We start from the raw sequence: 25,693 nt of genomic DNA on the forward strand, positions 1-25,693 counted from the left end.
ACGGCAGGTACCTCCAGGTGCAGCGGTCCGCCCCGGTGCGGTGGTTCAGGGGGTCAAGGTCACGACAGGGTCACCGAAGGGGCAGAACCACCACACTAACGGGGCATTGTGTGTGCTATCGCGGAATGTGTGAAGGAGAGACCGTGCTCACCTGGGCTTGAACAGGCCATGATCCGGGGGATGAATGGGATGTGGTCGAAAACACTCCCAGCCCGTTACGGGGACATGGTGGCGCTTCCACCAGGCATGAGGGGAGACTGGCTACGAATCGTCCCGGCGCGAGCCACGCGCCGCCGGCGTCCAAGGAGGCATCCGTGCCGCATGTCCTGGTCCTCAACGCGTCGTACGAGCCACTCGGCGTCGTACCGCTCCGCCGCGCGCTCGTCCTCGTCCTCGAGAACAAGGCCGTCTGCCTCGAGGAGTCCGGCGCCTATCTGCACAGCGCAACCGTCACAGTCCCCGCACCCAGCGTGGTCCGGCTCAAGCGATTCGTCCGGGTTCCCTATCGGGGGCCCGTTCCTCTCACCCGCCGGGCGCTGTTCGCCCGCGACGGGGGCCGGTGCATGTACTGCGGTGGCGTCGCAACCAGCGTCGACCACGTCATCCCGCGCAGTCGCGGAGGCAAGCACGTCTGGGACAACGTGGTGGCGTCCTGCCGCCGCTGCAACCACGTGAAGGCCGACCGGCACCTCTTCGAGATCGGCTGGCGGCTGCGCCACAAACCCGCCCCGCCGTCGGGCCTGGCCTGGCGCATCATCGGGACCGGCCACAGGGACCCGCGCTGGCTGCCGTACTTGCAGCCGTACGGCGCGGACGACGCCATGGCCCGGATCGACGGCATTTCCGCCTGACGAGGATCCGGGCCTTCGTATTGCCGCGTGCGGTGAGCCGGCCCCGGGAGTCCCCTGTTCCCCCGGGGCCGGCCGGTCACGGGCCGGCCATGGCGGCGCTCACGCGTACCGCAGCTCCGCCGGCCGCACCGAGCGGCCCAGCAGCGGCAGCGAGGTCGCGGCGGCGAGCAGGCAGGCGGCGTAGACGGCGAGGGGCACCAGGGCCGCCGCCCAGGGGAACGGGCTGTGGCCGAGCAGCGCGTACCAGGCGGCGACGGCCGTCCCGCCCAGGCCCGCGAGCAGCACCGCCGGCGCCAGCGGCAGCGCGGTCTCCAGCAGCAGGGCCCGGCCGAGCACCGCTCGCGGCACCCCGGCGGCGACCTGCGCGGCCAGGCCCCGGCGCCGGGTGGCCAGGGACTCGGCGGTGCCGACGGCGAGGCCCGACAGTGTGATGGCGAAGGCGACCGCGAGGGCGGCCGCCGTGAGGTCGAGGCCGGTGAGGTAGTAGTCGGGGCTCGCGGCGAGCGGCTTGCCGGAGTGCAGCTCGTGGAGGAGCACCTCTCGCACGCCCATGAATCCGCCCCCGACGATCGTCACCAGCAGCACCGCCGCGTGGGTACGGGCGGCAGCCCACGGGTCGTCGCGCAGCCGCTCCGCCGCGATCAGGGGTGCGGCGGAGCGGGCCCGGGCCGCCAGGATCCGTCCGGTCACCTTGGCCATGGCCCCGGAGAGCCACACCGCACCCGAGCCGGCCGTGAGGACCACACCCACCATCGCCGGCTGTGGCCCGGCATGCGGCCGGTTGGCGGCGGGCGAGGACGTGCCGAGCACGGCGAGCAGCGCCACGACCCCGACCAGCACGACCCCGGCCAGGAACAGCAGCCCGGGTCCCCGCCCGGTACGCGGCCCGACCCTGCGGACCCAGCCGAGCGGCGAGGCCACCACCCGGCGCAGCGCCAGCGCGCCCGCCGCCGCCCCGAGCAGCGGTACACCGACCGCGACCAGCGCGATCCCCGCCCAGGCCAGGGCGGTCGGCCGGTGCCACAGGCGCAGCAGGAGCAGCACGGAGAAGACGGTGGCGACCGAGGAGCCCAGCAGACAGGCAAGTCCGGTCTCCAGGGCGGCGATCCGCCGCACCTGCCAGGGCGTCGCCCCGGCCAGCCGCAGCCCGGCCAGCCGCCGGTCGCGGTGCACCGCCCCGATCCGGGCGCACTGGCCGAGGAACCCGAGCACCGGAACGAGCAGGAGCAGGAGGCCGGCGATCACGCCCGACCGCGTGCCCGGCTCGTCCAGCAGCCCGGCGGCGACGGGCACGTCGTAGCCGCCGCGCAGTGACGCCAGGGCGACGGCGGCCAGCGCGAACCCGGTCGCGAGCGCCGCCCCCGACGCCGTCAGGGTCACCCGCCACCACTCGCCGCGGTCGGAACCGCGGGTCAGGTCCCAGGCGAGACGCAGATCGGCCCTCAGCGACGTCACGCCGTCACCCCCAGCGCCGCCACGGCCCCGTCCCGCAGCTGGACCTCGCGGTCCGCGTACGCGGCCACCTGGGCGTCGTGCGTGATCAGCAGGACGGCCGTGCCCGCGTCGCGGGCCGTGTGGACGAGGGCCGTCATGACCTGCTCTCCTGCCAAGGAGTCCAGCGCGCCCGTCGGCTCGTCGGCGAAGACCACCCGGGGGCCGGTGACCAGGGCCCGGGCCAGCGCGGCCCGCTGCGCCTGGCCGCCGCTCAGCTCGCCCGGCCGCAGGTCCTCCTGGCCCCGCACCCCGAACCGCTCCAGCCACTCACCGGCCCGGGCCCGGGCCTCGGCCCGGCCGGTGCCCGCCAGCAGCAGCGGCAGGGCGGCGTTGTCCAGGACCGTCAGCTCGGGGATGAGCTGGCCGAACTGGAACACCACGCCGAACTCGGTGCGCCGCAGCTCGCTCAGCCGCTTCTCGGGCAGGTCCTCCAGCCTCCGGCCGTCGTAGGTGACCGCCCCCGCGTCCGGGCGGACGATGCCGGCCAGGCAGTGCAGCAGCGTGGACTTCCCGCTGCCGCTCGCGCCGGTCACGGCGAGGATCTCGCCGGCGTGCAGTTCGACCGACGCGCCGCGCAGGGCGGGTGTCCGGCCGTGCGCCTTGGTGAGCCCGGCGGCCGTGAGAAGGGGCACGGGTCTGCTCATGCTGCGTCGACCTCCGCGGTCAGGGTGGTGAGCCGGGCCGCCGTGGTGCTCATCCAGCGGAGGTCGGCGTCGAGGTGGTTGAGGGCGTAGTCCGCCGAGAGCACGGTCGCGAGATCGGCGCCCTTGGCCGCCTTGACCGCCGTCAGCTCCCGCATCCGCTCCATGTGCGCGGCGCGCTGGTCGCTCAGGTACCGGGCCGGGTCACCGCCGGAGAGGATCGCGACCACGACCTTGGCGAAGATCTCGTTGGCCACGAAGGGCGCGGGCGGTGCGATCTCCCCGGCCCACCGGGCCAGTTCGTGGGTCCCCTCGTCGGTCGCCCGGTACGCCGTGCGCTCAGGGCCGCCGTCCGAGCCGGTGCCGTCGACCTCGGCGAGTCCGTCCCGCACGAGGCGCTGCAGGGTCGTGTAGACCTGCCCGTAGGCCAGCGGTCGGGCCTGCGGGAAGCGTTCGTCGTGGCGCCGCTTGAGGTCGTAGCCATGGCTCGGACCCGTCGCGAGCAGGCCCAGCAGGATGTGGCGGGTGCTCATGGCGATCATTATGTACTGAGTACATGTACTGAGTGAATAGTGATCGACGCGGAATCTCTCCGCCGGGCCCCGGCAGGCTCATTCCGAGACGGCGTACGCCTCCGCCGACCACAGCGAATACCCGTACTGCGTCGCCCGCTTGTCGCCCTGCACCCGCACGAAGCGCACGTCCCGCTCGTCCATCGGGACGCTCTCCCGGCCGCCCCCGCCGTCCCGGACGGTGGCGGCGGTGCGCCAGCGGCGGCCGTCCGGGGAGACCTGGACGCGGTACGCCGCGGGGTGCGCGTCCTGCCAGTGCAGGGCGACCCGGCCGAGCCGCGCCGGCCGGGCCAGTTCGACCTGCCACCAGGCGCCGTCGTCGACCGGGGACGACCAGCGGGTCTCCGGGTCCCCGTCGTTCGCCGCCGACGCGGGGAAGTCGGGCGTCTCGTCGCCCGAGGAACGGGCGGTGCCGCCGCGGGCCAGGTCGGGGCCGCCCGTGGGTGGGACGGCCCGGACGGTGAGCGTGCGGTCCGTCCCCGCGAACCCCAACCGCACCTCGTAGGACCGCATCGGGGTGCCGCGCTCGACGGTCACCTCGACCGGGACCTCCACCGTCGTGCCGCGTCGCACGGTCAGCTCGCCCTTCGGCACCCGGACCCGGACACCGTCGGGCGCCTCGGCGGTGAGCGTGCCGCGTACGTCGGCGGGGCGCAGCGACCCGAGCCGGGCGGTCAGCCGCTCGGTCCGCCCGGTTCCGACGTCCGCCCGGTCGCGGGGCAGGGCCAGGGAGGTGGCGGGGGATCCGGTGAACCAGGGGACGAGGTGGTGGACGCGGGACGGGGCGGGGCCGGTGACCCGCAGGGCGTCGGCCCGTGCCGCGATCCGCACCTCGGTCGCTCCGGACGCGTCCAGCCGGCCCGCCTCGCGCCAGCCCCGCCCCGGCTCGTGCACCTCGACGGCCCCCTCGGTGCCCGGCTCGGTCAGCGCCGTCACGGCGGTCAGCGCCCGCGCCCGCGGCAGGCGCAGGGTGCGGCCGTCGCCGGGGGAGCGGGGCGGCTCGTTGTGGATGCCCGACCAGGCGGCGTACGACTTCTGCGCCCGCCGCAGGAACGGGTCCAGCACGTCCGTGCCTACCTCGACCGGCGCCGACTCCAGCCGGGCCCGCAGCTCGCCCAGCCTGCGGTACGCGTCCCAGGCCGCCGCCGCGTCCCCGGCGCGCTGCGCGTCCAGCATGCCGAGCGCGGCCGTGCCCGCCTCGCCGTAGCGGGCGAGCTGCTCGGACCAGGGGGCCACCTCGGTGCCGAGGCCGGTCCCCGACAGCCGCCGGGGCAGCTCGCGCAGCACGGAGAAGGCCTCGCGCAGCCGCCGCTCGGCGTCGTCGCCGGTGTCCGTGCCGCCCGCCGTGCGGGACTCCCAGTACGCCTCGGTCAGCGGGCGCAGATACGCCGACTCCCCGTCGCCCAGGACCGACGAGGCGTCGTTGCCGGCGAGGGCGGCCAGGGCCTGCTCGCGGCGCCTGTTCCCGCCCGCGAGGTCGGCGATCGCGGCGCGCCAGGACTCCCCGGGTCGGTAGGCGCGCGGGTTCCAGGCGTAGTCGGCGCTGGTGAACAGCGGGATGCGGGAGGCCTCCGGCTGCTGCATCGCGTTGGCCAGCAGGGCGGCCGAACCGGTCGCGACGGCCGGTTCACGGCCGCGGTACGGACCGAGGAAGATGCGCCCGGGGTCGTAGTCGTTGACCGGGTAGTTGTCCATGGTGACCAGCGGGTGGCCGAACGCCTCACGCGCTTCGGCCAGTTCGCCGCCCGTGATGGTGCGGGGCACCACCCCGACGCCCGTCCACGCCACTTCGACACGCGCGGCCAGCTCGCTCGCCAGGGCGCGCCGGTAGTCGGTCGTGCCGTCCTCGTAGTACTCGGTCGGCATCAGGGACAGGCCGGCGGCGCCGGGGTGGCGCTGCGCCAGGTGCCGGGCCACCGCGTTCGCCACCCGGGCCTGCGCCCGCGCCGCCGCCTCGGGGCCGGAGCCGAACCGGTCGGCGTCCGCCCCGCAGTGCCACTCGCTGTAGCTGACGTCCTGGAACTGAAGCTGGAACGCCCTGAAGCCCAGCGCCCACATCGCGTCCAGCTTGCGCGTCAGCGCCCGCACGTCGGCGTCCGAGGCGAAGCACATGGCCTGGCCCGGGGCCACCGCCCAGCCGAGCGTGACGTGGTTGCGGCGCGCCCGCTCGGCCAGTTGCCGGAACCGGGCCCGCTGCGCGGCGGGGTAGGGCTCGCGCCAGCGGGCCTGCCGGTAGAGGTCGTCCCCCGGGGCGTACAGATAGCGGTTCTGCTTGGTGCGCCCCATGAAGTCGAGCTGCGCCAGCCGCTGCCCGTGCGTCCACGCGGTGCCGTAGAAGCCCTCGGTGATGCCGCGCACGGCGCTGCCCGGCCAGTCGTGGACGACGGCCGCCGCGATCGTCCCGTCGGGGCGCAGGAGTTGCCGCAGTGTCTGGACGGCGTGGAAGAGGCCGTCCTCGCCGCTGCCGGTGAGGAAGACGCCGCCCCGGCCGACGGTCAGCTCGTACCCGCCGGAGGGCAGGGCGTGGCGGTCGCCCGGGCGGGCGGACTGCGTGCGCGCGTGCACGGCCAGGGCACCCGGGCCGGCCGTGTCCGTGATCCGGCGGGCCCCGGCCCGCCGCAGCAGCTCGTGCAGGGTCTCCACCGCGTGGGGGTCCGCCCGCGCGTCGGTGATCAGCGCGACCTCGTCGGGTACCGCGACCGGTGCGCCGTTCGCGCGCAGCGACTGCGGGCGCGGCCAGACGGAGAGGTCGGCCCCGGCGGTCTCGGGGGCCGGTGCCGCGGCCGTGTCCGGGGGAGACGGGGCCGCCAGGGCGGCGGGCGGGGTGACGAGGCTCCCGGCGACCACGGCCACCGCGAGGGCCACGGTCCGCTTCCCACGCCGCAGTCCCACAGGCCCCCTCCAGATGTGTTCGACCGGCGGGACGAGCCCACCATTCGCCCGGTGAAGGTGTCAACGAGAGTGGCCTTTGTGACCGAAATGCCGGAATCTTGACTGTGTGGAGGGCAGCGGAATGTGAGCAGGAGCACGATGTCGGGTCCGGGGCGTCTGCCTTCGCGTCGACTGGGTAGGGCTGCGATGACCCGTTGAAGTTCCACCCGACAAGGAGGCCCCCGTGGCTGCGATGACTTTCCTTCCGCTCCCGGCCCCGTCCAAACCCGTGGCGGACCCGTCCGCCGACCTCGACGACAACCACCACAACGACCCGCGCTACTGCGTCTTCAGTTCCGAGAGCACCCATACCGAACTGCCGCTGACCAGCGAGCCCCCGCTGCCCGACGCCGAGCCCCTCACCAGTGAGCCGCCGCTCGCCGAAGCCGCCCCCCTGACCAGCGAGCCCCCGGCCTTCGTCCCGGACTTCACGAGGATGTAGATGACCGCACCCCGGCCGGCCGACCCGCCCTCCGAGGACCTGTCCCGCCTCGCCGCCCTGCACGGCGTCGCCACTTCCTACAGTCCGTCCCCGGACCGCTCGGTCGCGGCCTCGGCCACCGCGGTCACCCTGACCCTGGCCGCCCTCGGCGTGGCCGCGAGCACGCCCGGCGCCGTCCGCGCCGCGCTCGCGGCCCGCGAGGGGGAACTGGGCGAACGGCTGCTGCCGCCGACCGTCGTCGGCTGGGGCGGCAGCCCCCCGGCCGCCCTGGCCGCGCTCCCCGGGGGAACGCGGCTGCGGATCGACACCGAGCAGGGCGAGAGCCGCACCGACGCGGACGGCCTGCCACCCGGCGTGCACCGTCTGACCGCCACCGCCCCCGACGGGCGCACCGCCACCGCCCACCTGATCGTCGCCCCGCCCCGCCTGCCCACCCCCGCCGGGCGCTCCTACGGACTCCTCGTCCAGCTCTACTCCCTGTTGTCCCGCCGCTCCTGGGGCATGGGCGACCTCGGCGACCTCGCCGAACTGGCCGGCTGGGCCGGACGGTCGCTCGGCGCCGGATTCGTCCAGGTCAACCCGCTGCACGCGGCCGTACCCGGAACCCCCACCGACCCCTCCCCGTACCGCCCCTCCTCGCGCCGCTTCCCCGACCCCGTGCACCTGCGCGTCGAGGACGTCCCCGAGGCCGCCTACGTCGAGGACCCCGGACGCCTGCGCGCCCTGCTGGACAGGTCCGCCCGGCTGCGCGAAGGGGTGCTGCGGCACGGCGCGCTGATCGACCGGGACGCCGTGTGGGAGCTCAAGCGGGAGGCGCTGGAGCTGCTCGGCGAGGTCCCCCTCGGTCCCGGCCGGCGCGCCGCCTACTGCGACTTCATCGCCGGGCAGGGCCAGGCCCTGGAGGACCACGCCACCTGGTGTGCGCTCGCCGAGGTGCACGGCTCGGACTGGCACCGCTGGCCGACGGGCCTGCGCGACCCGCGGTCGGCCGAGACCGCCCGGGCACGCAACGGCCTCATGGACCGGGTCGACTTCTGGTCCCGGCTCGCCTGGCTCACCGACACCCAGCTGACCGCCGCGCAGCGCGCCGGGCGCGAGGCCGGGATGCCGGTGGGGATCGTCCACGACCTGGCGGTCGGCGTGCACCCCGGTGGCGCCGACGCCTGGGCGCAGCAGGAGTACTTCGCCGCGGGCATGTCGGTGGGCGCCCCGCCGGACGCCTTCAACGCCCGCGGCCAGGACTGGGGCCTGCCGCCCTGGCGGCCGGACCGGCTGGCCGCGTCCGGCTACGCCCCGTTCCGCGAGCTGCTGCGCGCCCTGTTCCGGTACGCCGGCGCGCTGCGCATCGATCACGTCATGGGCCTGTTCCGCCTCTGGTGGGTCCCCCAGGGCCACCCGCCCACCGAGGGCACCTACGTCCGCTACGACGCCGAGGCCATGCTCGCCGTGCTCGTCCTGGAGGCCTCCCGGGCCGGGGCGCTGGTGATCGGGGAGGATCTCGGCACCGTCGAGCCAGGGGTCCGCGAAGCGCTGCGCGAGCGCGGTGTGCTCGGCACGTCCGTGCTGTGGTTCGAGCGCGACTGGGAGGGCGACGGCCACCCGCTGCCTCCCGGGAGCTGGCGCTCCGACTGCCTGGCCACCGCCACCACCCACGACCTGCCCTCCACGGCCGCCCGCCTGACCGGCGAGCACGTCGAGCTCCGCGACAGCCTGGGGCTGCTGACCCGCCCCTTGGAGGAGGAGCGCGCCGAGGCCGCCGCCGACGCGGGGGAGTGGCTCTCCCTGCTCTCCCGGCTCGGCCTGCTGCACGGCACGAGCGGCGGCGGCGACACCTCCTCGGAGGAGGCGGAGATCCAGGCCCTCCACCGCTTCCTGCTGCGTACCCCGGCCCGCATGGTCGGCGTCTGGCTGCCCGACGGCGTCGGCGACCGCCGTCCGCAGAACCTCCCGGGGACCTGGGACCAGTACCCGAACTGGCGCCTGCCGATCGCGGACGCGCAGGGGCGGCCGGTGACGCTGGAGGATCTGGCGGCCTCGCCCCGGCTGCACGCGCTGATGGAGGTGCTCAGGGACGGCGGGGCGTGAGCCGGGGCCTCTTACGGCACCCCGGGCGCGCGGGCCCGGTCGGCGTTGGATATTTTGACACCGTGGACAAGAAGAACGCCCTGCGCGCCGGCGCCCTGGCAGCCGGTACGACGCTGATGATGCTGCTCCTGTCGTCGCCCGCCTCCGCGCTCACGCGCGACGACGGTGACGACCCCGGCACGGGCCTGAGCGTCATCGAGACGCTGGGCCTCTTCGTCTTTGCCCCGATCGTGCTGTACCTGGTCATCGCCGGACTGGTGATGGCCGGCGACAAGACGCACAAGAAGAAGGACCCGACCAGCTCCAACATCGCCACCAAGGCCGGCGCGAAGAGCGAAGTCAAGGCCTGATCAGCGTTCCTCTTCGAGGGCGTCGTCGCGGTCGTCGCGGCGGCGCCCTCGTCGTCGTCAGGGCCGCTCCGTCCCCGCCAGCAGTTCCCGCAGGAGGCCGGCCAGGAGGGCGGCCCGTTCCGCGTCCAGGACGGACAGCGCCTCCGTCTGGACGGCCAGACCCGCCGCGACCGCCTCGTCGACGACCCCGAGGCCCTTGTCGGTGAGCGTGACGCGCAGGCCGCGCCGGTCGTGCGGATCCGGCGAGCGGCGCAGCAGCCCGGCACGCTCCAGCTTGTCCAGGCGCCCCGTCATGCCGCCGGTCGTGAGCATCAGGGTCGCGGACAGCTGACGGGGAGAGAGCGTGTAGGGCTCCCCGGAGCGGCGCAGGGTCGCCAGGACGTCGAACTCTCCGCGTGAGATCCCGAACTTCGCGTACGCCTTCTCCATTCGGTCACCCATCGCGAGCGAGAGCCGGCCGACCCGGCCGAAGACCTCCATGGCGGCGGTGTCCAGGTCGGGCCGGACCGAGGCCCACTGCTCGATGATCGCGTCGACGGGGTCCTTGCGCTGCTCGCGGCGTTCGCTCATGGCACGAGTATCGGCCGAGGCTCGGTCACCCGCAAGAAAGTAGCTTGTCGGAAAGTTGCTTAGCGGTAAGCTACTTTCTGCCGACCTACTCAGAAGGGTGTCTCCCATGGCCCTCTCCCGCCCGGCCCTCATCACCCTCACCGCCCTCGCGCCCGTCTCCTGGGGCACGACCTACGCGGTCACCACCGAGTTCCTCCCGCCCGACCGCCCCCTGTTCACCGCCCTGGTGCGCGCCCTGCCCGCAGGCCTGCTGCTGCTCGCCCTCGCCCGGGTGCTGCCGCGTGGCGCCTGGTGGTGGAAGGCGGCGGTGCTCGGCGCGCTGAACATCGGCGCGTTCTTCCCGCTGCTGTTCCTCTCCGCCTACCGGCTGCCCGGCGGCCTCGCGGCGGTCGTCGGCTCGGCCGGTCCGCTGTTCGTTGCCGGGCTCTCGGCGCTGCTGCTCGGACAGCGGCCGTCGGCGCGGACACTGGCGACCGGGGCCGTGGCCGCGTTCGGGGTCAGCCTCGTCGTCCTGCGGGCGGCCGGGGCGCTGGACCCGCTCGGTCTGCTGGCGGCCGTCGCCTCCACGGCGTCGATGTCCACCGGCACCGTGCTCACCCAGCGCTGGGGCCGCCCCGAGGGCGTCGGACCGCTGGCGCTGACCGGCTGGCAGCTGACCGCGGGCGGCCTGCTCATCGCGCCGCTCGCCTTCCTGGTCGAGGGTGCCCCGCCGGCGCTGGACGGCCGGGCGGTCGGCGGCTACCTCTACCTCGCCCTCGCGAACACGGCCCTCGCGTACTGGCTGTGGTTCCGCGGCATCGGCCGCATGACCGCCACCCAGGTCACCTTCCTCGGTCCGCTCTCCCCGCTGACCGCTGCCGTCGTCGGCTGGGCGGCACTCGGGCAGGCGCTGACACCGGTGCAGCTCCTCGGCATGGGCCTGGCCTTCGGGGCGACGGTGGCGGGGCAGTTCGTCACCCGGACGCCGCGCACCGACCACACCGTGAAGGTCCCCGCCGCACCGGCACGCGTGCCGGACGGAGCGCTGCGGCGGTAGGCGGGGAGCTCCGGCCGCCGCGGCCGGAGAGCAGACGGAAGGGGCGCCCGGTGCACACCGGCCGCCCCTTCCGCCGTACGGGAACCGCCGGGTTACTCCCCGGCCGCCGCGTCCGCCCGCTGGGCCCGCAGGGCGCGCTCCACGCCCGCGCGGGACTCCGAGACCAGGCGGCGCAGGGCCGCGTTCGGCTCGGCGGACGTCAGCCACGCGTCCGTCTTGTCCAGGGTCTCCCGGGACACCTGGACCGCCGGGTAGAGGCCGACGGCGATCTGCTGGGCCATCTCGTGCGAACGGGACTCCCAGATGTCCTTGACCACCTCGAAGTACCGGTCGGCGTACGGGGCGAGCACCTCGCGCTGGTCGGTCTGGACGAAGCCGCCGATGACCGCTTCCTGCACGGCGTTCGGCAGCTTGTCGGAGTCCACGACCGACGCCCACGCCTCGGCCTTGGCCTCCGGGGTCGGACGGGCGGCCCGGGCCGTGGCCGCGTGGCGCTCACCGGCGGCCGTGCGGTCACGCTCGTACTCGCCCGCGATCTCCGCCTCGTCGAACCGGCCGACCGCCGCGAGCCGCAGCACGAACGCCCAGCGCAGCTCCGTGTCGACGACCAGGCCCTCGATGGTCTGCGAGCCGTCCAGCAGCGCGTCCAGCAGGTCCAGCTGCTCCGGCGTGCGGGCCGTCGCCGCGAACGCGCGCGCCCACGCCAGCTGGTGGTCGCTGCCCGGCGCCGCCGCGCGCAGGTGCGCCAGCGTCGCGTCGGTCCAGCGGGCCAGCAGCGCCTCGCGGGCCGCCGGGTCGGCGTACAGGTCGATCGCCAACTTCACCTGCCGCTGCAGCGACTGCACGACACCGATGTCGGACTCCTTGCCGATGCCGGACAGCACCAGCGACAGGTAGTCGCGGGCCGCGAGCTCGGCGTCCCGCGTCATGTCCCAGGCCGACGCCCAGCACAGGGCGCGCGGCAGCGAGGACTCGAAGTCACCGAGGTGCTCGGTGACGAAGGCCAGCGACTGCTCGTCCAGGCGGACCTTCGCGTACGACAGGTCGTCGTCGTTGAGCAGGATCACGGCCGGGCGGGTCTGCCCCACCAGCTGCGGCACGGCCGTCAGCTCGCCGTCCACGTCCAGCTCGATCCGCTCCCGGCGGACCAGCTTGCCGCTCGCCTCGTCCCGGTCGTACAGGCCGACGGCGATCCGGTGCGGGCGCAGCGTCGGCTCGCCCTTGGCGCCGGCGGGCAGGGCCGGAGCCTCCTGGCGGATGCCGAACGACGTGACGACGCCGTCGGCGTCCGTCTCGATCTCAGGGCGCAGCACGTTGATGCCGGCCGCCTGGAGCCACTTCTCCGACCAGGTCTTCAGGTCGCGGCCGGAGGTCTCCTCCAGTGCGCCCAGCAGGTCCGACAGACGCGTGTTGCCGAAGGCGTGACGCTTGAAGTACGCCTGCACACCCCGGAAGAACTCGTCCATGCCGACGTAGGCGACGAGCTGCTTCAGGACGCTGGCGCCCTTGGCGTACGTGATGCCGTCGAAGTTGACCAGGACGTCGTCCAGGTCGCGGATCTCCGCCATGATCGGATGGGTCGACGGCAGCTGGTCCTGCCGGTACGCCCAGGTCTTCATGGAGTTGGCGAAGGTGGTCCACGCGTGCGGCCACCGGCTCCCCGGCGCGTGCGCCTGGCAGGCGATCGAGGTGTACGTGGCGAACGACTCGTTCAGCCACAGGTCGTTCCACCACTCCATGGTCACGAGGTCGCCGAACCACATGTGGGCCAGCTCGTGCAGGATGGTCTCCGCGCGCATCTCGTACGCGGCGTCCGTCACCTTCGAGCGGAACACGTACTGGTCGCGGATGGTCACCGCGCCCGCGTTCTCCATCGCGCCCGCGTTGAACTCCGGCACGAACAGCTGGTCGTACTTCTCGAACGGGTACGCGTAGTCGAACTTCTCCTGGAACCACTCGAAGCCCTGCCGGGTCACCTCGAAAATGGCGTCCGAGTCGAGGTACTCGGCGAGCGAGGGACGGCAGTAGATGCCGAGCGGGACGGACTGGCCGTCCTTCTCGTACACGCTGTGCACGGAGTGGTACGGGCCGACGATCAGCGCCGTGATGTACGTGGAGATGCGCGGCGTCGGCTCGAAGACCCAGACGTTGTCCTCGGGCTCGGGCGTCGGCGAGTTGGAGATGACGGTCCAGCCCTCGGGCGCCTTCACGGTGAACTGGAAGGTGGCCTTCAGGTCCGGCTGCTCGAAGCTCGCGAACACCCGGCGGGCGTCCGGCACCTCGAACTGGGTGTAGAGGTAGGCCTGGTCGTCGACCGGGTCGACGAACCGGTGCAGGCCCTCGCCGGTGTTGGTGTACGCGCAGTCGGCGACGACCCGGAGGATGTTGCGCCCCTGGAGCAGACCGGGCAGGGCGATCCGGGAGTCCGCGAAGACCTCCGCCGGGTCGAGGGAGTCACCGTTCAGGGTCACCTCGTGCACCGCCGGCGCCACCAGGTCGATGAACGACTCCGCGCCGTTCCCGGCCGTCACGTCGAAGCGCACCGTGGTCACGGACCGGTAGGTGCCGCCCTCCTGCGCGCCGGAGAGATCGAGTTCGATCTCGTACGAGTCAACGGCGAGCAGCTGCGCCCGCTGCTGCGCCTCTTCGCGGGTCAGGTTTGTGCCAGGCACGCGGTCATCTCCTCGTTATGGGTGGGTTGCGTCATCTTTCCACGGCGCCTCGGCGTCAGGCGACGACCCGGGCGTCTCCTAGGGATACCCCTCGGGCAGGGCCCCGCGCGGGCGAGCGCGACGTCCGGATTCCGCCGGTGGGCGTGGAACGCACGCGCGAGTGTGGTGACCATGACGACCATCCCGTATGCCGCACGCCCCATCGCCCCGCGCGCCCTGAGGGAACTGCGCACGACGGACGACGCGGGCCGCAGGACCGACGGCTTCACCGACACCGAGGGCGGCAGCCCCCTGCGCTGCTGCCTGCGCCGCAGCGAGCCGGGCGAACACATCGCCCTGGTGTCCTACGCCCCGCTGCGCCGCTGGGCAGCGGAGACGGACGCGACCCCGGGCGCCTACGACGAGGTGGGCCCCGTCTTCATCCACGCGGAGCCGTGCACGGGCCCGGCAGAAGAGGCCCTTCCGTTCACCGGCGCCCGCCGCACGGTCCGCCGCTACAGCGCACACGGTCACATCCTGGGCGGGCGGCTCGTCGAGGATGCGGACGCGTTCGAGGAGGCCCTCACGGAAGCATTCGACGACCCGGCCGTGGCACTGATCCACGTCCGGGCCGTCGAGTACGGCTGTTACCTCTACGAGGTGCGCAGGGCGTTCGAAGAGGGGGACTAGCCCTTCAGCTCCGCCGCCACCAGCTCCGCGATCTGCACCGCGTTCAGGGCCGCGCCCTTGCGGAGGTTGTCGTTGGAGAGGAAGAGGGCCAGGCCGTTGTCCACCGTCTCGTCGCGGCGGATGCGGCCGACGTAGGACGGGTCCTTCCCGGCGGCCTGGAGGGGGGTCGGGATGTCGGAGAGCTCGACGCCTGGGGCGTCCTTCAGCAGCTCCGCCGCGCGCTCCGGGGAGATCGGGCGGGCGAAACGGGCGTTGACCTGGAGGGAGTGGCCGGAGAAGACCGGGACGCGCACACACGTGCCGGAGACCTTCAGCTCGGGGATCTCCAGGATCTTGCGGGACTCGTTGCGGAGCTTCTGCTCCTCGTCGGTCTCGTTCAGACCGTCGTCGACGAGGTTGCCCGCGAAGGGCAGCACGTTGAAGGCGATGGGGCGCTTGTAGACGCCCGGCTCCGGGAAGTCGACCGCTTCGCCGTCGTGGGTGAGCTTCTCGGCGTCGGCGACGACCTTCTGCGTCTGGCCGTGCAGCTCGGCGACGCCCGCGAGACCGGAACCGGAGACCGCCTGGTACGTGGCGACGACCAGGGCCTCGAGGCCCGCCTCGTCGTGCAGCGGACGCAGCACCGGCATCGCGGCCATGGTCGTGCAGTTCGGGTTGGCGATGATGCCCTTGGGGCGGTTCTTGATCGCGTGCGGGTTGACCTCGGAGACGACCAGGGGCACCTCCGGGTGCTTGCGCCACGCGGAGGAGTTGTCGATCACGACCGCGCCCTGGGAGGCGACCTTTTCGGCCAGTGCCTTGGACGTGGCACCGCCCGCGGAGAACAGCACGATGTCCAGGCCGGTGTAATCGGCGGTGGCGGCGTCCTCCACCGTCACGCCGTCCAGCTCCGTCCCCGCGGAACGGGCCGAGGCGAACAGTCGCAGCTCGGTGACCGGGAAGTTCCGCTCCGTGAGGATCCTGCGCATGACCGTGCCCACCTGTCCGGTGGCTCCGACGATTCCGACCCTCACGGTGACTCCCTCTCCTGCGTCTCTTCACGTACTCGTTGCTTGGCCGAGGCTTTTCCATCATGCGGCCGACCACGGCCCGCCTGTCCACTTCTTTCCCCGGTCTGCCCGGAGAGTGGGACGGCCTGTCCCACCCCATGGTTGCGGACCTGCGGTGTCGACCCCGCTGAGCTGGAGGAATTCGTCCGGCGGGGGTCGTGCGCCGCAAGCTCGCCTGCCCATGCCGGTCCCGGCCACACGGAAGTGTGATGTACGCCTCGACCGCTCCACGACCGGATCAGGGCCGACCGCGACTGAACTCGGCCGAAAGACCGCCGAACGTTCCGGGCCGTGCCGGCGTCGTAGGAGAAACACGGCTAGGGGGGTGGCTTGTGCTGCTGCGCAGGAGGGCCCGGCGGGCCCGGGAGGCGCACGCCGGGTCCGGCGACGTTCCGCTGAGAGGGGGCGATCGCCGGAGCGAGTCCGATCCGCTGGACGCGGCACAGGAACGCCGGGTGCGGGCGGTGCTCGCGCTCGGCGGGGTGCCGCAGGCGGACCTGCCGGACGGGGTGCAGCAGGTCCGCCTGCGGCTGCTGGAGCGGGCCGCGAGCGGCCGGGAGGCGCCGCGGGACGTCTCGGCGTGGGCGGCCGTCGTCGCCTCCAACCTCGCCATGGACTGGCACCGGGCCAAGCGCCGCCAGGAGCGGCTCGGGGAGCGGCTGGCCGCCCTGCGCCCGACGGAGCATCCCTCCGGCGAGGACCGCAGCGTGCTGTCCGTCGCCGTCGCCCAGGGCCTGGACGAGCTGCCCGACGCCCAGCGGCAGGTCGTCGTCCTGCGCTTCTAGGCCGACCTGCCGGTCCGGTCCATCGCCGAGCAGCTCGGCATCCCGGAGGGCACGGTCAAGAGCCGGCTGCACACGGCGGTACGTGCCCTGCGCGCCCGCCTGCACGAGGACGAGGTGGTGTGACATGACCGCCCCACACGACAAGGCCGGGAACGGCGGGTCCGACGCGCTCATGGCGGCGATCACCGGTGAGGCGCCACCGCGCGAGGCCCGGGCGGACGACGCCTTCCTGGCCGAGTACCGGTCGGCGACCACCGACGTGGCGCTGCTGCGCGAGCAGCTGGGCCTCATCGGGCAGGCACTCGCCGAGCCCCCCGAGGAGCCCGGCCCCGAGACCGAGGGCGCCGCCGGCGTGACGCCGCCGTCCGTGCGCCGCAGGCGGCCCGAGCCCCTGGCCGTGGCCCTGAAGGGCCTCGTCGCGGCCGTCGGGGCCAGCCTGGTGATCGGCATGGGCTGGCTCGTCGTCCACAGCGGCGACCTGGGCGCCGCGGACGACCAGGGCGGGTCGGCCGCCTCCGACAGCTCCGCCGGCCGGCCGCACACCGAAGGGGACGCCAAGCTCAGCCACGCCGGGTACCTCGCCTGCGCCCGGCTCGTCGTCGAGGGCACCGTCGCCGGGGTCGAGCCCCTGCCCGGCACCGGCCAGGACCGCATCACCCTGGACGTGACGCGCTACCACAAGCCCGACCGGGGCCGGGCGCGGATCACCTTCCCCATGGAGACCGGCGCCGAGCCCCCGCTGCGGGCCGGTGACCACGTGCTCGTCGGTGTCTCCGGCGGGCAGGCCGAGCCCGACCTCTGGGCGACGGACGAGAAGGAGATCGCCCGCGACCGCGCGTGGATCACCGAGGCGCTGCCCGCCTCGCGCACCTTCCCGTGCCGCTGAGGAGCAACGACAAGGGCGGGCGCCCGTCCGGACGCCCGCCCCGCAGTTGCCGTGGTACCGCTACGGCAGGACCTTCTCGATCTTCACGCTGCCCACGCCCGCGGCCGTGCCGCGCGCGTTGACCAGCTGGACCTGGCCGAAGAACTCACGCCCCTCGGGAGCGGCCGCCGCGGCGGTGACGCTGCCCGAGACGGTCGCCGAGTCGCCCGTGCCGAGCTTGACCGGCGCCGATCCGTCGACCGTGACGCTGCCGAGGGAGGGGGAGAAGAACACGTCCCGGTAGTCGTACTCGGTGGTGCCGGCCGGCACGGAGTATCCGACGACCTGGATCGAGTACGTGCCGGCGGCCGGGGACGGGATGGAGACCGACTCCTCCGAGTCACCGTCGGCGGAGCTGCCGACCTGCTTGCCGGACGCGTCGTACACGGCGAGGTCCAGGTCGGCGGCGTTGTCCGAGACCGAGCCGATGGCGACGTCGAGGGACTTGGCGCCTGCGGGCACCGCGACCGTCGTGGTCTGCGTCTCGCCCTGCTTGATCGAGGGGCGGGTCGCCTTGGCCGAGCCCAGCGGGCCGCCCACCAGCTTGCCGTCGATCGCGGCGAAGCCGTTCGTCACCTTCCAGGAGGCGGCGGCCGGGGTGCCGACCTTGGCCTCGGGCACGGTCACGGTCTCCGGGTCGAAGGCCGCGCCGAGCACGGCGACGTCCAGCTGGTACGGGTTGTCCAGCAGCGGCGACGTACGGCGCGACTCGACCTCGATCTCCCAGACGCCCGGCTGCGGGTCGGCGTAGGAACGCACGTCCGGACGGCAGGTGTTGGCCGGGTTGTCGTAGTTCGGGTAGCAGTTGACCGTCGACGACGGGTCCGACGGCGTGCCGTGCGGGTGGATGGAGATGAACCGGGTCTGGCTCTTGTCCTTCAGCCCGCTCATCGCGACCTCGAGGGTCTTCGCGCCCTCGGGGACGGTGACGAAGTAGTGGTGGGTGCTGTTGCGCTGCACCGAGTCCTTCGCGGTGAAGGTGTGCTTCAGCGGCGCGGAGACCACGACCGTGCTGAGGACCTGCTCGTCGATGCCCTCGGTCCTCGGGTCGTCGACCTCCAGGATCGCGCTCTTGATGCCCGCGGACTTCGGCGCGGCCTGGACCTTGACGGTCACCGGCTGGTTCAGCGGCAGCTTCACCTCGTCGGAGCCGGCGATACGGAACGTGCCGCCCGCGTTGTTCTCGAAGTGCAGCTCGTGACGGATCGCCTTGTCGGCGCCGGACGTACGGGTCAGGGTGATCTCGTACGTCTTCTTCTGCCCGGCCTTCAGGCCGCCCTCACGGTCGTACAGGCCCGTGCCGAAGCCCGGGGTCTTCAGGAACTGGTCGATCGCGGTGTCGACCGGAGCCTTGACCGAGTAGGTGTGCGCGGTCGCGTCGTCGCGGATCGCGTCCCAGGCGTCGGGGATGTTCATGAGGCCCACGCCCTCCTCGTACGCCTGCACGCCCTTGATGTGGTCGGCGGTCGAGGTGAGGGCCGTGCGCAGGGTCGCCGGCGTGAGGTCGATCTTCTTCTGCTTGGCGGCGGACACCAGCAGCGCCGCGGCGCCCGTGGCCTGCGGGGAGGCCATCGAGGTGCCCTGGAGCATCGAGTAGCCGGCCGGCAGGGAGTAGCCCGCCTCGGCGACCGGGGAGCCCGGCAGCCAGGTCTGCGTGGTGTTGATCGCCGCACCCGGGGCGACCAGGGTCGGCGTGAAGCCGCCGTCCTCACGCGGGCCGCGGGAGGAGAACGGCATCATCGCGTACTTCTTCTCCACGACCGAGCCGTAGTTGGCGGCCCAGGTCTCCTTGGAGACGGACGCTCCGACCGAGATGACCTTGTCGGCCAGGGCCGGGTCGCCGATGGTGTTGGCGCCGGGGCCGGAGTTGCCCGCGGAGATCACCAACTGGACGCCGTAGGTGTCGATGAGGCGGGTGTACAGCTCGGCGCGCGCGTTGTTGCCGTCGTTCAGCGCCGGCAGGCCGCCGATGGACATGTTGACGATGTCGACGCCGCGCTTGGTGACGAGGTCGATCATGCCCTCGGTGAGCGCCACGTTGGTGCAGCCGCCGGACCAGGTGCAGGCGCGCGAGGAGACCAGCTTGGCGCCCGGAGCGGCACCGTCCATCTTTCCGCCGAACAGGCCGTTGGCGGCGGTGATGCCGGCGACGTGGGTGCCGTGCTCGGACTCGATGACGCCGATGTTGACGAAGTCCGACTTCTTGCCGGCCCAGGAGCCGCCCAGCGGGTCCATCGGGACGTCCTTGCGGATCTCCACGACGAACGGCTGCCGCTCGGCGACGTCGGTGGCCGGGTTGTCGGTGCCGAAGTACCCGACCTGGTGGCCGTCCTTGTACGGCTTCATCGGGGCGTCGTCGCCGAAGTCGTTGTTGTTGTTCAGGTCGACCCGGACCGTGCCGGCCGCGGCGTCGTACAGCACGCCCCAGACGTCGGTGGTGTCGCCGTCGCGGTTGGCGTCGCCCTTGGCGTCGCCGCCGGCGGTGTACGACTCCTTGAAGAGGCTGACGGCGTAGGAGCCCGCCGGCGCCTTGAACGACTGGCCCTGGTAGGTGAAGGCCGGGCCGGACACGGCCGTGACCATCGGGCGCCAGGTGTTGTCGTTGTCGATGATCGGGTCGGTCGCCGTCACCCAGTCGACGATCTTCCGCTCACCGGTCGTCGTCTTCTGCAGCGCCGGGTGGCCGAGGTCCACGCCGGAGTCGAGGATGCCGATGGTGACACCGCGGCCGTCCGCCTTCGGGTGGTCCTCGACGAAGTCGACCGCGCCCGTCTCGAAGGACGGGTTGTACGGGTTCTCGGCCGGGGTCTTCTTGCCCGGCGCCGGGTACGTCCCCTTCGCGGCCCCGGCGCCCTCGGCGGTGTCCGCGCTCGGCGTCGGGTCGTCCAGCGGGATCTCCTCGCGCAGGTCGATGCCGTGCACGGAGGACAGCTTGGCGGCGGCGGCGATCGCCGCGTCCGCCTTGCCCGTCGGGACGGTGGCGCGGACGTAGCCCAGCTTGTCGTCGGCCCGGCCCACCGAGCCGCCCTTGACCGCGTCCAGCTGCCCGGCGACCTTCTCGGTCTCCCCGGGCGCGGTGGCGATCATCATCGTGACGGTCTTGTCGCCGTCGGCCTTGGCCTCCGAGAGCAGGTCCGCGTCGTCCGAACCGAGCTTGGCGGGTGCGGACTTCACGCCCGGGTCGGCCGGGGCGTCCGCGCCCGGGCCGTCGGCGGAGAAGGCCAGCGGGATCGGCCCGGCCGCGGAGAGCGCGGCGACGAGACCGGCGGCCACGGCGATGCGGGCCACACGTCTTGGGCCCGATATCTGATCGCGCGGGGTGGGAGGGGTCATCGGCATCCCTTGTAGGTAAAGGAACGAGCGGGAAGCGGCCGGGGCCGATCAGCCCTGGTCGCACACGGTCCGAACGGCAGGCCCGGACGATCGCACAGCCTTACGCAAGGGGAAGTCCTTTGGGGAGGGTTGACCCAAACGAAATGGATGTATGGGGAAAACCCGCGATGCGATTTGTGGACATCAGTCCCGAAGGTGGCGAAGAAATCGGTTAACGTCCCGGAGTGCGACAGAAGTTGAGGGTGGCGGCCTACGCCATATGCGTCCGGGACGGACAGATCCTCCTCGCTCGCTCGCCCGCCCAGGACGGCACGCCCGAGTGGGTCGTCCCGGGCGGCGGTATGGAGCACGGCGAGGACCCCTACGACACCGTCCGGCGGGAGGTGGAGGAGGAGACCGGGTACCGCATCGAGGTGACCGGGCTGCTCGGCGTGAACTCCTCGCATCACGTCTTCCGCAAGGGCTTCGGGGCCCCCGTCGACCACCACGGCGTCCGGCTCGTCTACGAGGGCCGGGTCATCGGTGGCGAACTGCGCAACGAGGTGAACGGCTCCACCGACCTCGCCGCCTGGCAGGACCTGGACGCGGTCCCCGGCCTTGTCCGGGTGTCCCTGGTCGACATCGCACTGCGGCTGTGGCGCGAACGCCCGGCCACCGGACGTCTGGCCGACACCCCGGACCAGATGCCGTGACCCGTCACCCGGACCAGATGCCGTGACCCGTCACCCGGGCCAAGTGCTGTGACCCGGATCCCGAACCACGTGCCGTGACCCGGATCCCGACCCCGAATCAGGTGCATTACCCCGCAAGATGAACGCCGCGTGACCGGCACCGGGCCGTATCCGGAGCGCGCGACGACTCACCGGGTGGTCCAAGATCCACGTACGGCGATCGGTGTTGCGCGTTGCCACCTCGTTCACGCGCAGGTCATCCCCGCTGCCAACGATCCGGTATGAGCGGGGTGTTCACGTCGAGAACACCCCGCGACCACTGCCGACGCGTTCGCACTCGGGGAGAGAAGCGCATGTCGCGCACACGCTCAGTCGCCGGCTCCGGCCGGGGCATCCACCGTCGTTCCGTCCTCGCGGCCACCGGAGCGGTCGCCCTCTCCGCGGGCGCCGGCTACGGCCTGCGGCCCAGCGACAGCCAGGCCGCCACGGGCACCCGGCAGGCCACCGAGGCCGTCGCCGCCTCCTCGCGGCAGGCACCCGCCGCGCCGCTCGCCCCCTACACCAAGGGCACCACCGTGGCGAACGTCGCCACCCCGCACGGTGCCTCCGGCTACCGGCGCCTCGGTGACGGCCCCGGCTGGAGCAGAGTCGTCCGCTCCGACCTGGCCGCGCCCAAGCCGGGCCGGGCCGGGCGCCGCACCGCGCTCGCCGCCTTCGTGCAGCTCACCGACCTGCACATCATCGACACCCAGCACCCGCTGCGACTGGAGTACCTGCGCTCGGCGGACATCCACGCCTGGCGGCCGCACGAGGCGCTGACCGTGCAGGGCGCGATCGCGCTCGTGGAGCGGATCAACGCGCTGCGGGGCGCCCCGGTCACCGGCGCACCGCTGCACTTCGCCATGACCACCGGCGACAACACGGACAACAACGCCAGGTCCGAGCTGGACTGGTACCTGAAGATCATGAGTGGTGGACGCATCACACCCAACACCGGCGACCCGCGCCGCTACGAAGGCGTCCAGAACAGCGGCCTCAAGCAGTACTGGCAGCCCGACGCCACCGTCCGTGACCGCGACAAGCAGGCCGGGTTCCCGCACCTGGACGGCTTCCTGAAGGCCGCCGTCCGGGAGGTCCGCAGCCCCGGCCTCAACCTGCCCTGGTACTCCACGGTCGGCAACCACGACTCCCTGCCGATGGGCTGCTACGCCTCGCACGGCGACTCCTACCTCACCGAACTGGCCGTCGGCGGCAAGAAGCTGATGAACGTGACCGAGGCCGAGGCGCGGCAGCTCCAGGCGCAGATCAAGAAGGCCCGGGACCCCCAGGGCGTGCGCTACCACGACTTCCTCAAGTCCCATGCCCGCTCGATGCGTTCGGTCACTCCCGACGAGCGGCGCGCGCCCTGCACGCCGGCCGAGTACCTGAAGGCCCACCTGGACCCGGCCCACCGGGGCGTCGGCCCGGCCGGACACGGCTACTCCGCCGCCAATCTGGACGCCGGCACCCAGTACTACGCCTTCCGCATCTCCGACGACGTGATCGGCGTCAGCCTGGACACCACCGACGCCGGCGGTCACTACGAGGGGTCGATCGGCACGGCCCAGCTGAAGTGGCTCGACAGGACACTGCGGGAGAACAAGGACTCCTACGCGGTGATCTTCAGCCATCACACCAGCGGGACGATGACCAACCTGCGCAGCGACCCGGCGAGGCCCGGCGAGCGCCGCCACGACGGCCAGGAGGTCCTCGCCCTGCTCGGCGGCCATCCCCGGGTGCTGGCCTGGGTGAACGGTCACATCCACAAGAACGTCGTCACCCCGCACTCGATGTCCGGCGGCGGCACCTTCTGGGAGATCTCCACCGCATCCCACGTCGACTTCCCGCAGCTCGCCCGCGTCATCGAGCTGACCGACAACAAGGACGGCACGATCTCCCTGTTCACCACGCTGGTGGAATCCTCGGCCCCGCACCGCACGGACTTCTCCGACCTCTCCCAGACCGGCCTCGCCGCCCTCTACCGCGAGCTGTCCCTCAACGCCCCCGGCGCGAGGACGACCCTCGGCGGCGGCCCGAAGGACCGCAACACCGAACTGGTGCTCAAGAAGGGCTGAAAATCGCTCAACCGCCCGGCGCCGGTCAACCCCGGCCGGGCGGTCCGGGGTCCCCTCTCCCGATACAACTCGATAGGACGTGACAGGACATGACAGGGGGAAACGGGGACATGAACAGACGTGCGCGTACGGCGGCCCTGACGGCGGCGACGGCGGTGGCACTGGCGGCGGCCCTCACGGCTCCGGCGGTGGCGGCGGGCCCGGTCGCCGCACCCGGCGGCCACGACGCGACCGAGCGGGCCGTCCGGGCGGCGGTCGCCGACGGGGTCCCGGGCGTGACGTTGACGGTACGGCAGGGCCACGGCACCTGGGCGGCCACGGCCGGGGTCGGCAACCTCAGGACGGGCAAGCCGCGTTCGGCCCGGGACCACTACCGCATCGCCAGCATCACCAAGACGTTCGTCGCCACGGTCGTCCTCCAACTGGAGGCGGAGGGGCGGCTGTCGCTCGACGACACGGTGGAGAAGTGGCTGCCGGGCGCGGTCCGGGGCAACGGCAACGACGGCCGCCGCATCACGCTCCGGCAGTTGCTGAACCACACCAGCGGCATCTTCGACTACCTGGAGGACCCGGGCTTCCAGCAGACCTACATGACCCCGGACGGCTTCATGAAACACCGCTTCGACGAGGCGGTCCCCGAGGACATGCTCGCCATCGCGATGAGGAACCGGCCGTACTCCGAGCCCGGTGCGTCGTTCGCGTACTCCAACACCAACTACCTCCTGGCCGCGCGGGTGATCGAGAAGGCGACCGGCAACGGCTACGGCGACGAGATCGACCGCCGGATCATCGCCCCCCTGCACCTGACCTCCACGTCGGTCCCCACCACCCGGGTGACGCTGCCCCGGCCCGGCAGCCGGGGCTACTCCAAACTGGCCAGGGAGGCGACGGGCCCGACGTACGACGTCACGGAGCTGAACCCGAGCCTGGCCTACGGCTCGGGCCAGATGGTCTCCGACTCCGCGGACCTGACCCGCTTCTTCTCGGCGCTCCTGCGCGGTCGGCTGCTCCCGCCCGAGCAGCTGAAGGAGATGAAGACCACGGTCGACTCCGGCGGCACCAACCGCTACGGCCTCGGCCTCGTCGACCACAAGCTCGGCTGCGGTACCCACGTCTGGGGCCACGACGGCGGGATCTACGGATCGAGATCGGACGCGGTGACCACCGGGGACGGCCGGCACTCCCTCGCGGTCAACTTCAACGGCGACTGGTCGGGGAGCACCGACGCGATCATCGAGGCGGAGTTCTGCGGCCGTGAGCGACGCCCGGCAGGTGGTCACTAACGGGGCTGCACCAGCACGTACGCCGCCGGTTCGCGGTCGGCCGAGGCCATCAGGGCCGTGCGGAGCACCGTCGCCTGCTGTTCGGGGGAGTCGCGGAGCTTCCTCGGGGTGATGTGGACGACCGTGATGCCCAGCCGCTCCAAGTGCTCGCGCTTGCGGGCGTACTCGGACCCCAGGGCGTCGTCGTCCTGCCGGGGCGCCCGGGTGTCGAGTTCCACCGCCACCGCCTGCTCGGGCCAGTACGCGTCGAGGCCGCCGAGATAGGGGCCGCCCGGCAGGCGCAGGTCGACGTTCCAGACCGGGTCGGGCAGGCCGTACTCGGCGATCATCCGGTACAGCCGGTCCTCGGCCCGGGCCCGCCCCTCGGCGAGCAGTGACTCCACGGCGTCCACGACGTGCGCGCGGCTCAGCAGCCTGGCCTGGTTCAGTTCGCGGACCACGGTCGCCGGGTCGCAGTGGGCGCCGCGGACCGCCTCCGTGAGCAGCCGGCGGACGATCACGGCGTCCTCGAGTCCGGCCACCGCGTCGGCCAGGGCGCGGGCCACTGGCGCCACCGGCACCCCCGTGACCTGCTCGGGTTCGGGCATGACGGGCGTGCGGACGATGCGCGCACAGCCCGTGGAGCGCAACCGCCGCATCCGCGGGACCAGGACGTCGATCGCGTCCAGGGACGGCAGCGGGGGAGTGGAGGAGAAGCCGTGCAGAGTCAGCGCGGCCAGGCCGGTGATCATCACCTCGGGACAGGCGGGGGCGTGCGGCCGGCTCGCCCCGGGCTGCGCCGGTACCCCGGTGCCGCCTTCCCGCGCCGCGTACATCAGCACCGCGTGCAGCCGCTCCTCGCTGGTCGGCGGCCCCGGGTGGAGCAGGACCACACCCGGGAGGATCCGCTGCCAGGGGCCGCCCGCACGGCACCGGTCGTTCGTCTCGGTCGTGGACACCCCGTGCCGGCGGAGCTGCGCCGCCGTCATCACACGGGGACGGCCGCCGCCCGACAGCTCGTGCAGGGGGCGGGGGGAGAGCGGGGCGTTGTGGGTCATGCCCCGCAATTTCCCGCGTCCGGACCGCTCTTGAACCGCTGTTACAAGTCCGTCGACAAACACGGACAACCCAGCGCTAAAGGACGGATGTTCGGATGTCGAAAGCCCCTGGTCCGTTCGGGTGCGGACCAGGGGTTACGGCTCGCGGGGCATTCATCTCGTAACGAAGGCGGAACGCCCCGA

The 25,693-nt window shown here is 72.9% G+C and carries 19 protein-coding genes and 1 pseudogene; 11 read left to right on the forward strand and 9 right to left on the reverse strand.

The genetic code is table 11. The features are described 5' to 3' along the window. Positions 1–314: 314 nt before the first annotated feature. Positions 315–851: an HNH endonuclease gene (locus ACIQU3_RS06885; protein ID WP_086560153.1), complete on the forward strand. Its 537-nt coding sequence runs from the start codon at positions 315–317 to the stop codon at positions 849–851. 99 nt (positions 852–950) lie between these two features. On the opposite strand, the gene ACIQU3_RS06890 is transcribed toward ACIQU3_RS06885, so the two are convergent. From ACIQU3_RS06890 to ACIQU3_RS06905, 4 genes are all read right to left on the reverse strand, one after another. After that, a complete protein-coding gene (locus ACIQU3_RS06890) occupies positions 951–2,306 on the reverse strand; it encodes an FtsX-like permease family protein (RefSeq protein ID WP_403923707.1) in 1,356 nt (451 codons plus the stop codon). Further along, positions 2,303–2,989, reverse strand: a complete 687-nt coding sequence (locus tag ACIQU3_RS06895; RefSeq protein ID WP_403923710.1) for an ABC transporter ATP-binding protein — start codon at positions 2,987–2,989, stop codon at positions 2,303–2,305. Before ACIQU3_RS06895 ends, ACIQU3_RS06890 begins: the two co-directional genes overlap by 4 nt. Beyond that, complete coding sequence (locus tag ACIQU3_RS06900; RefSeq protein WP_403726179.1) at positions 2,986–3,519, reverse strand: PadR family transcriptional regulator; 534 nt, start codon at positions 3,517–3,519, stop codon at positions 2,986–2,988. The genes ACIQU3_RS06895 and ACIQU3_RS06900 overlap by 4 nt, the downstream gene beginning before the upstream one ends. A gap of 78 nt (positions 3,520–3,597) precedes the next feature. Next, positions 3,598–6,450, reverse strand: a complete 2,853-nt coding sequence (locus tag ACIQU3_RS06905) for a beta-N-acetylglucosaminidase domain-containing protein (protein ID WP_403923712.1) — start codon at positions 6,448–6,450, stop codon at positions 3,598–3,600. Positions 6,451–6,673: 223 nt separating this feature from the next. Between ACIQU3_RS06905 and ACIQU3_RS06910 the strand changes: the two genes are divergently transcribed. From ACIQU3_RS06910 to ACIQU3_RS06920, 3 genes are all read left to right on the forward strand, one after another. Next, positions 6,674–6,931 (forward strand): hypothetical protein, encoded by a 258-nt coding sequence (locus ACIQU3_RS06910; RefSeq protein WP_403726173.1) that lies wholly within the window; start codon positions 6,674–6,676, stop codon positions 6,929–6,931. After that, a complete protein-coding gene (gene malQ / locus ACIQU3_RS06915; protein WP_403923715.1) occupies positions 6,932–9,016 on the forward strand; it encodes a 4-alpha-glucanotransferase in 2,085 nt (694 codons plus the stop codon). 62 nt (positions 9,017–9,078) lie between these two features. Next, positions 9,079–9,366, forward strand: a complete 288-nt coding sequence (locus ACIQU3_RS06920) for a hypothetical protein (protein ID WP_403726166.1) — start codon at positions 9,079–9,081, stop codon at positions 9,364–9,366. Between the two features lie 57 nt (positions 9,367–9,423). On the opposite strand, the gene ACIQU3_RS06925 is transcribed toward ACIQU3_RS06920, so the two are convergent. After that, entirely contained in the window at positions 9,424–9,936 is a 513-nt protein-coding gene (locus ACIQU3_RS06925) for a MarR family winged helix-turn-helix transcriptional regulator (RefSeq protein ID WP_403726163.1), read from the reverse strand. Positions 9,937–10,042: 106 nt separating this feature from the next. Between ACIQU3_RS06925 and ACIQU3_RS06930 the strand changes: the two genes are divergently transcribed. Continuing rightward, on the forward strand, positions 10,043–10,972 hold the full coding sequence (locus ACIQU3_RS06930) for an EamA family transporter (RefSeq protein WP_403923718.1): 930 nt from the start codon (positions 10,043–10,045) through the stop codon (positions 10,970–10,972). Positions 10,973–11,064: 92 nt separating this feature from the next. Here ACIQU3_RS06930 and pepN read toward each other — a convergent pair whose 3' ends face one another. Beyond that, positions 11,065–13,644, reverse strand: a complete 2,580-nt coding sequence (pepN, locus tag ACIQU3_RS06935) for an aminopeptidase N (protein WP_403923721.1) — start codon at positions 13,642–13,644, stop codon at positions 11,065–11,067. Positions 13,645–13,815: 171 nt separating this feature from the next. On the opposite strand from pepN, the gene ACIQU3_RS06940 reads away from it, so the two are divergent. After that, entirely contained in the window at positions 13,816–14,313 is a 498-nt protein-coding gene (locus ACIQU3_RS06940) for a DUF1203 domain-containing protein (protein ID WP_403923725.1), read from the forward strand. Here ACIQU3_RS06940 and ACIQU3_RS06945 read toward each other — a convergent pair. Further along, positions 14,310–15,326 (reverse strand): aspartate-semialdehyde dehydrogenase, encoded by a 1,017-nt coding sequence (locus tag ACIQU3_RS06945; RefSeq protein WP_403726146.1) that lies wholly within the window; start codon positions 15,324–15,326, stop codon positions 14,310–14,312. The genes ACIQU3_RS06940 and ACIQU3_RS06945 overlap by 4 nt on opposite strands. 371 nt (positions 15,327–15,697) lie before the next feature. On the opposite strand from ACIQU3_RS06945, the pseudogene ACIQU3_RS06950 reads away from it, so the two are divergent. Together ACIQU3_RS06950 and ACIQU3_RS06955 are read left to right on the forward strand one after the other, a co-directional pair. Continuing rightward, a pseudogene (locus ACIQU3_RS06950) lies at positions 15,698–16,270 on the forward strand (RNA polymerase sigma factor). Position 16,271: 1 nt separating this feature from the next. Then, positions 16,272–17,033, forward strand: a complete 762-nt coding sequence (locus tag ACIQU3_RS06955) for a hypothetical protein (RefSeq protein ID WP_403923728.1) — start codon at positions 16,272–16,274, stop codon at positions 17,031–17,033. A 60-nt stretch (positions 17,034–17,093) separates the two neighbouring features. Here ACIQU3_RS06955 and ACIQU3_RS06960 read toward each other — a convergent pair whose 3' ends face one another. Next, positions 17,094–20,405, reverse strand: coding sequence for a S8 family serine peptidase (locus tag ACIQU3_RS06960; RefSeq protein ID WP_403923731.1), 3,312 nt, complete (start codon positions 20,403–20,405; stop codon positions 17,094–17,096). 224 nt (positions 20,406–20,629) lie between these two features. Here ACIQU3_RS06960 and ACIQU3_RS06965 point away from each other — a divergent pair, with 224 nt between their 5' ends. The 3 genes from ACIQU3_RS06965 to ACIQU3_RS06975 all read left to right on the forward strand — a co-directional run bounded on the left by ACIQU3_RS06965 (position 20,630) and on the right by ACIQU3_RS06975 (position 24,473). Beyond that, complete coding sequence (locus ACIQU3_RS06965; protein WP_403726137.1) at positions 20,630–21,097, forward strand: NUDIX hydrolase; 468 nt, start codon at positions 20,630–20,632, stop codon at positions 21,095–21,097. A gap of 332 nt (positions 21,098–21,429) precedes the next feature. After that, complete coding sequence (locus tag ACIQU3_RS06970; RefSeq protein WP_403923733.1) at positions 21,430–23,190, forward strand: TIGR03767 family metallophosphoesterase; 1,761 nt, start codon at positions 21,430–21,432, stop codon at positions 23,188–23,190. Between the two features lie 110 nt (positions 23,191–23,300). Next, a complete protein-coding gene (locus ACIQU3_RS06975; RefSeq protein ID WP_403726129.1) occupies positions 23,301–24,473 on the forward strand; it encodes a serine hydrolase domain-containing protein in 1,173 nt (390 codons plus the stop codon). On the opposite strand, the gene ACIQU3_RS06980 is transcribed toward ACIQU3_RS06975, so the two are convergent. Beyond that, positions 24,470–25,510, reverse strand: a complete 1,041-nt coding sequence (locus ACIQU3_RS06980) for a hypothetical protein (RefSeq protein WP_403726126.1) — start codon at positions 25,508–25,510, stop codon at positions 24,470–24,472. The two genes, ACIQU3_RS06975 and ACIQU3_RS06980, sit on opposite strands and share 4 nt — an antisense overlap. Positions 25,511–25,693 lie beyond the last annotated feature (183 nt).

The sequence above is a fragment of the Streptomyces sp. NPDC101110 genome (genome assembly GCF_044759525.1).
Lineage (GTDB): Bacteria > Actinomycetota > Actinomycetes > Streptomycetales > Streptomycetaceae > Streptomyces.

Excerpts from the sequence above, each read along its gene's own strand:
- malQ (WP_403923715.1), top strand. The coding sequence starts at position 6,932 with ATGACCGCACCCCGGCCGGCCGACCCGCCCTCCGAGGACCTGTCCCGC.
- ACIQU3_RS06895 (WP_403923710.1), bottom strand. The coding sequence starts at position 2,989 with ATGAGCAGACCCGTGCCCCTTCTCACGGCCGCCGGGCTCACCAAGGCG.
- ACIQU3_RS06975 (WP_403726129.1), top strand. The coding sequence starts at position 23,301 with ATGAACAGACGTGCGCGTACGGCGGCCCTGACGGCGGCGACGGCGGTG.
- ACIQU3_RS06960 (WP_403923731.1), bottom strand. The coding sequence starts at position 20,405 with ATGACCCCTCCCACCCCGCGCGATCAGATATCGGGCCCAAGACGTGTG.
- ACIQU3_RS06930 (WP_403923718.1), top strand. The coding sequence starts at position 10,043 with ATGGCCCTCTCCCGCCCGGCCCTCATCACCCTCACCGCCCTCGCGCCC.
- ACIQU3_RS06980 (WP_403726126.1), bottom strand. The coding sequence starts at position 25,510 with ATGACCCACAACGCCCCGCTCTCCCCCCGCCCCCTGCACGAGCTGTCG.
- ACIQU3_RS06940 (WP_403923725.1), top strand. The coding sequence starts at position 13,816 with ATGACGACCATCCCGTATGCCGCACGCCCCATCGCCCCGCGCGCCCTG.
- ACIQU3_RS06970 (WP_403923733.1), top strand. The coding sequence starts at position 21,430 with ATGTCGCGCACACGCTCAGTCGCCGGCTCCGGCCGGGGCATCCACCGT.
- ACIQU3_RS06900 (WP_403726179.1), bottom strand. The coding sequence starts at position 3,519 with ATGAGCACCCGCCACATCCTGCTGGGCCTGCTCGCGACGGGTCCGAGC.
- ACIQU3_RS06955 (WP_403923728.1), top strand. The coding sequence starts at position 16,272 with ATGACCGCCCCACACGACAAGGCCGGGAACGGCGGGTCCGACGCGCTC.
- ACIQU3_RS06925 (WP_403726163.1), bottom strand. The coding sequence starts at position 9,936 with ATGAGCGAACGCCGCGAGCAGCGCAAGGACCCCGTCGACGCGATCATC.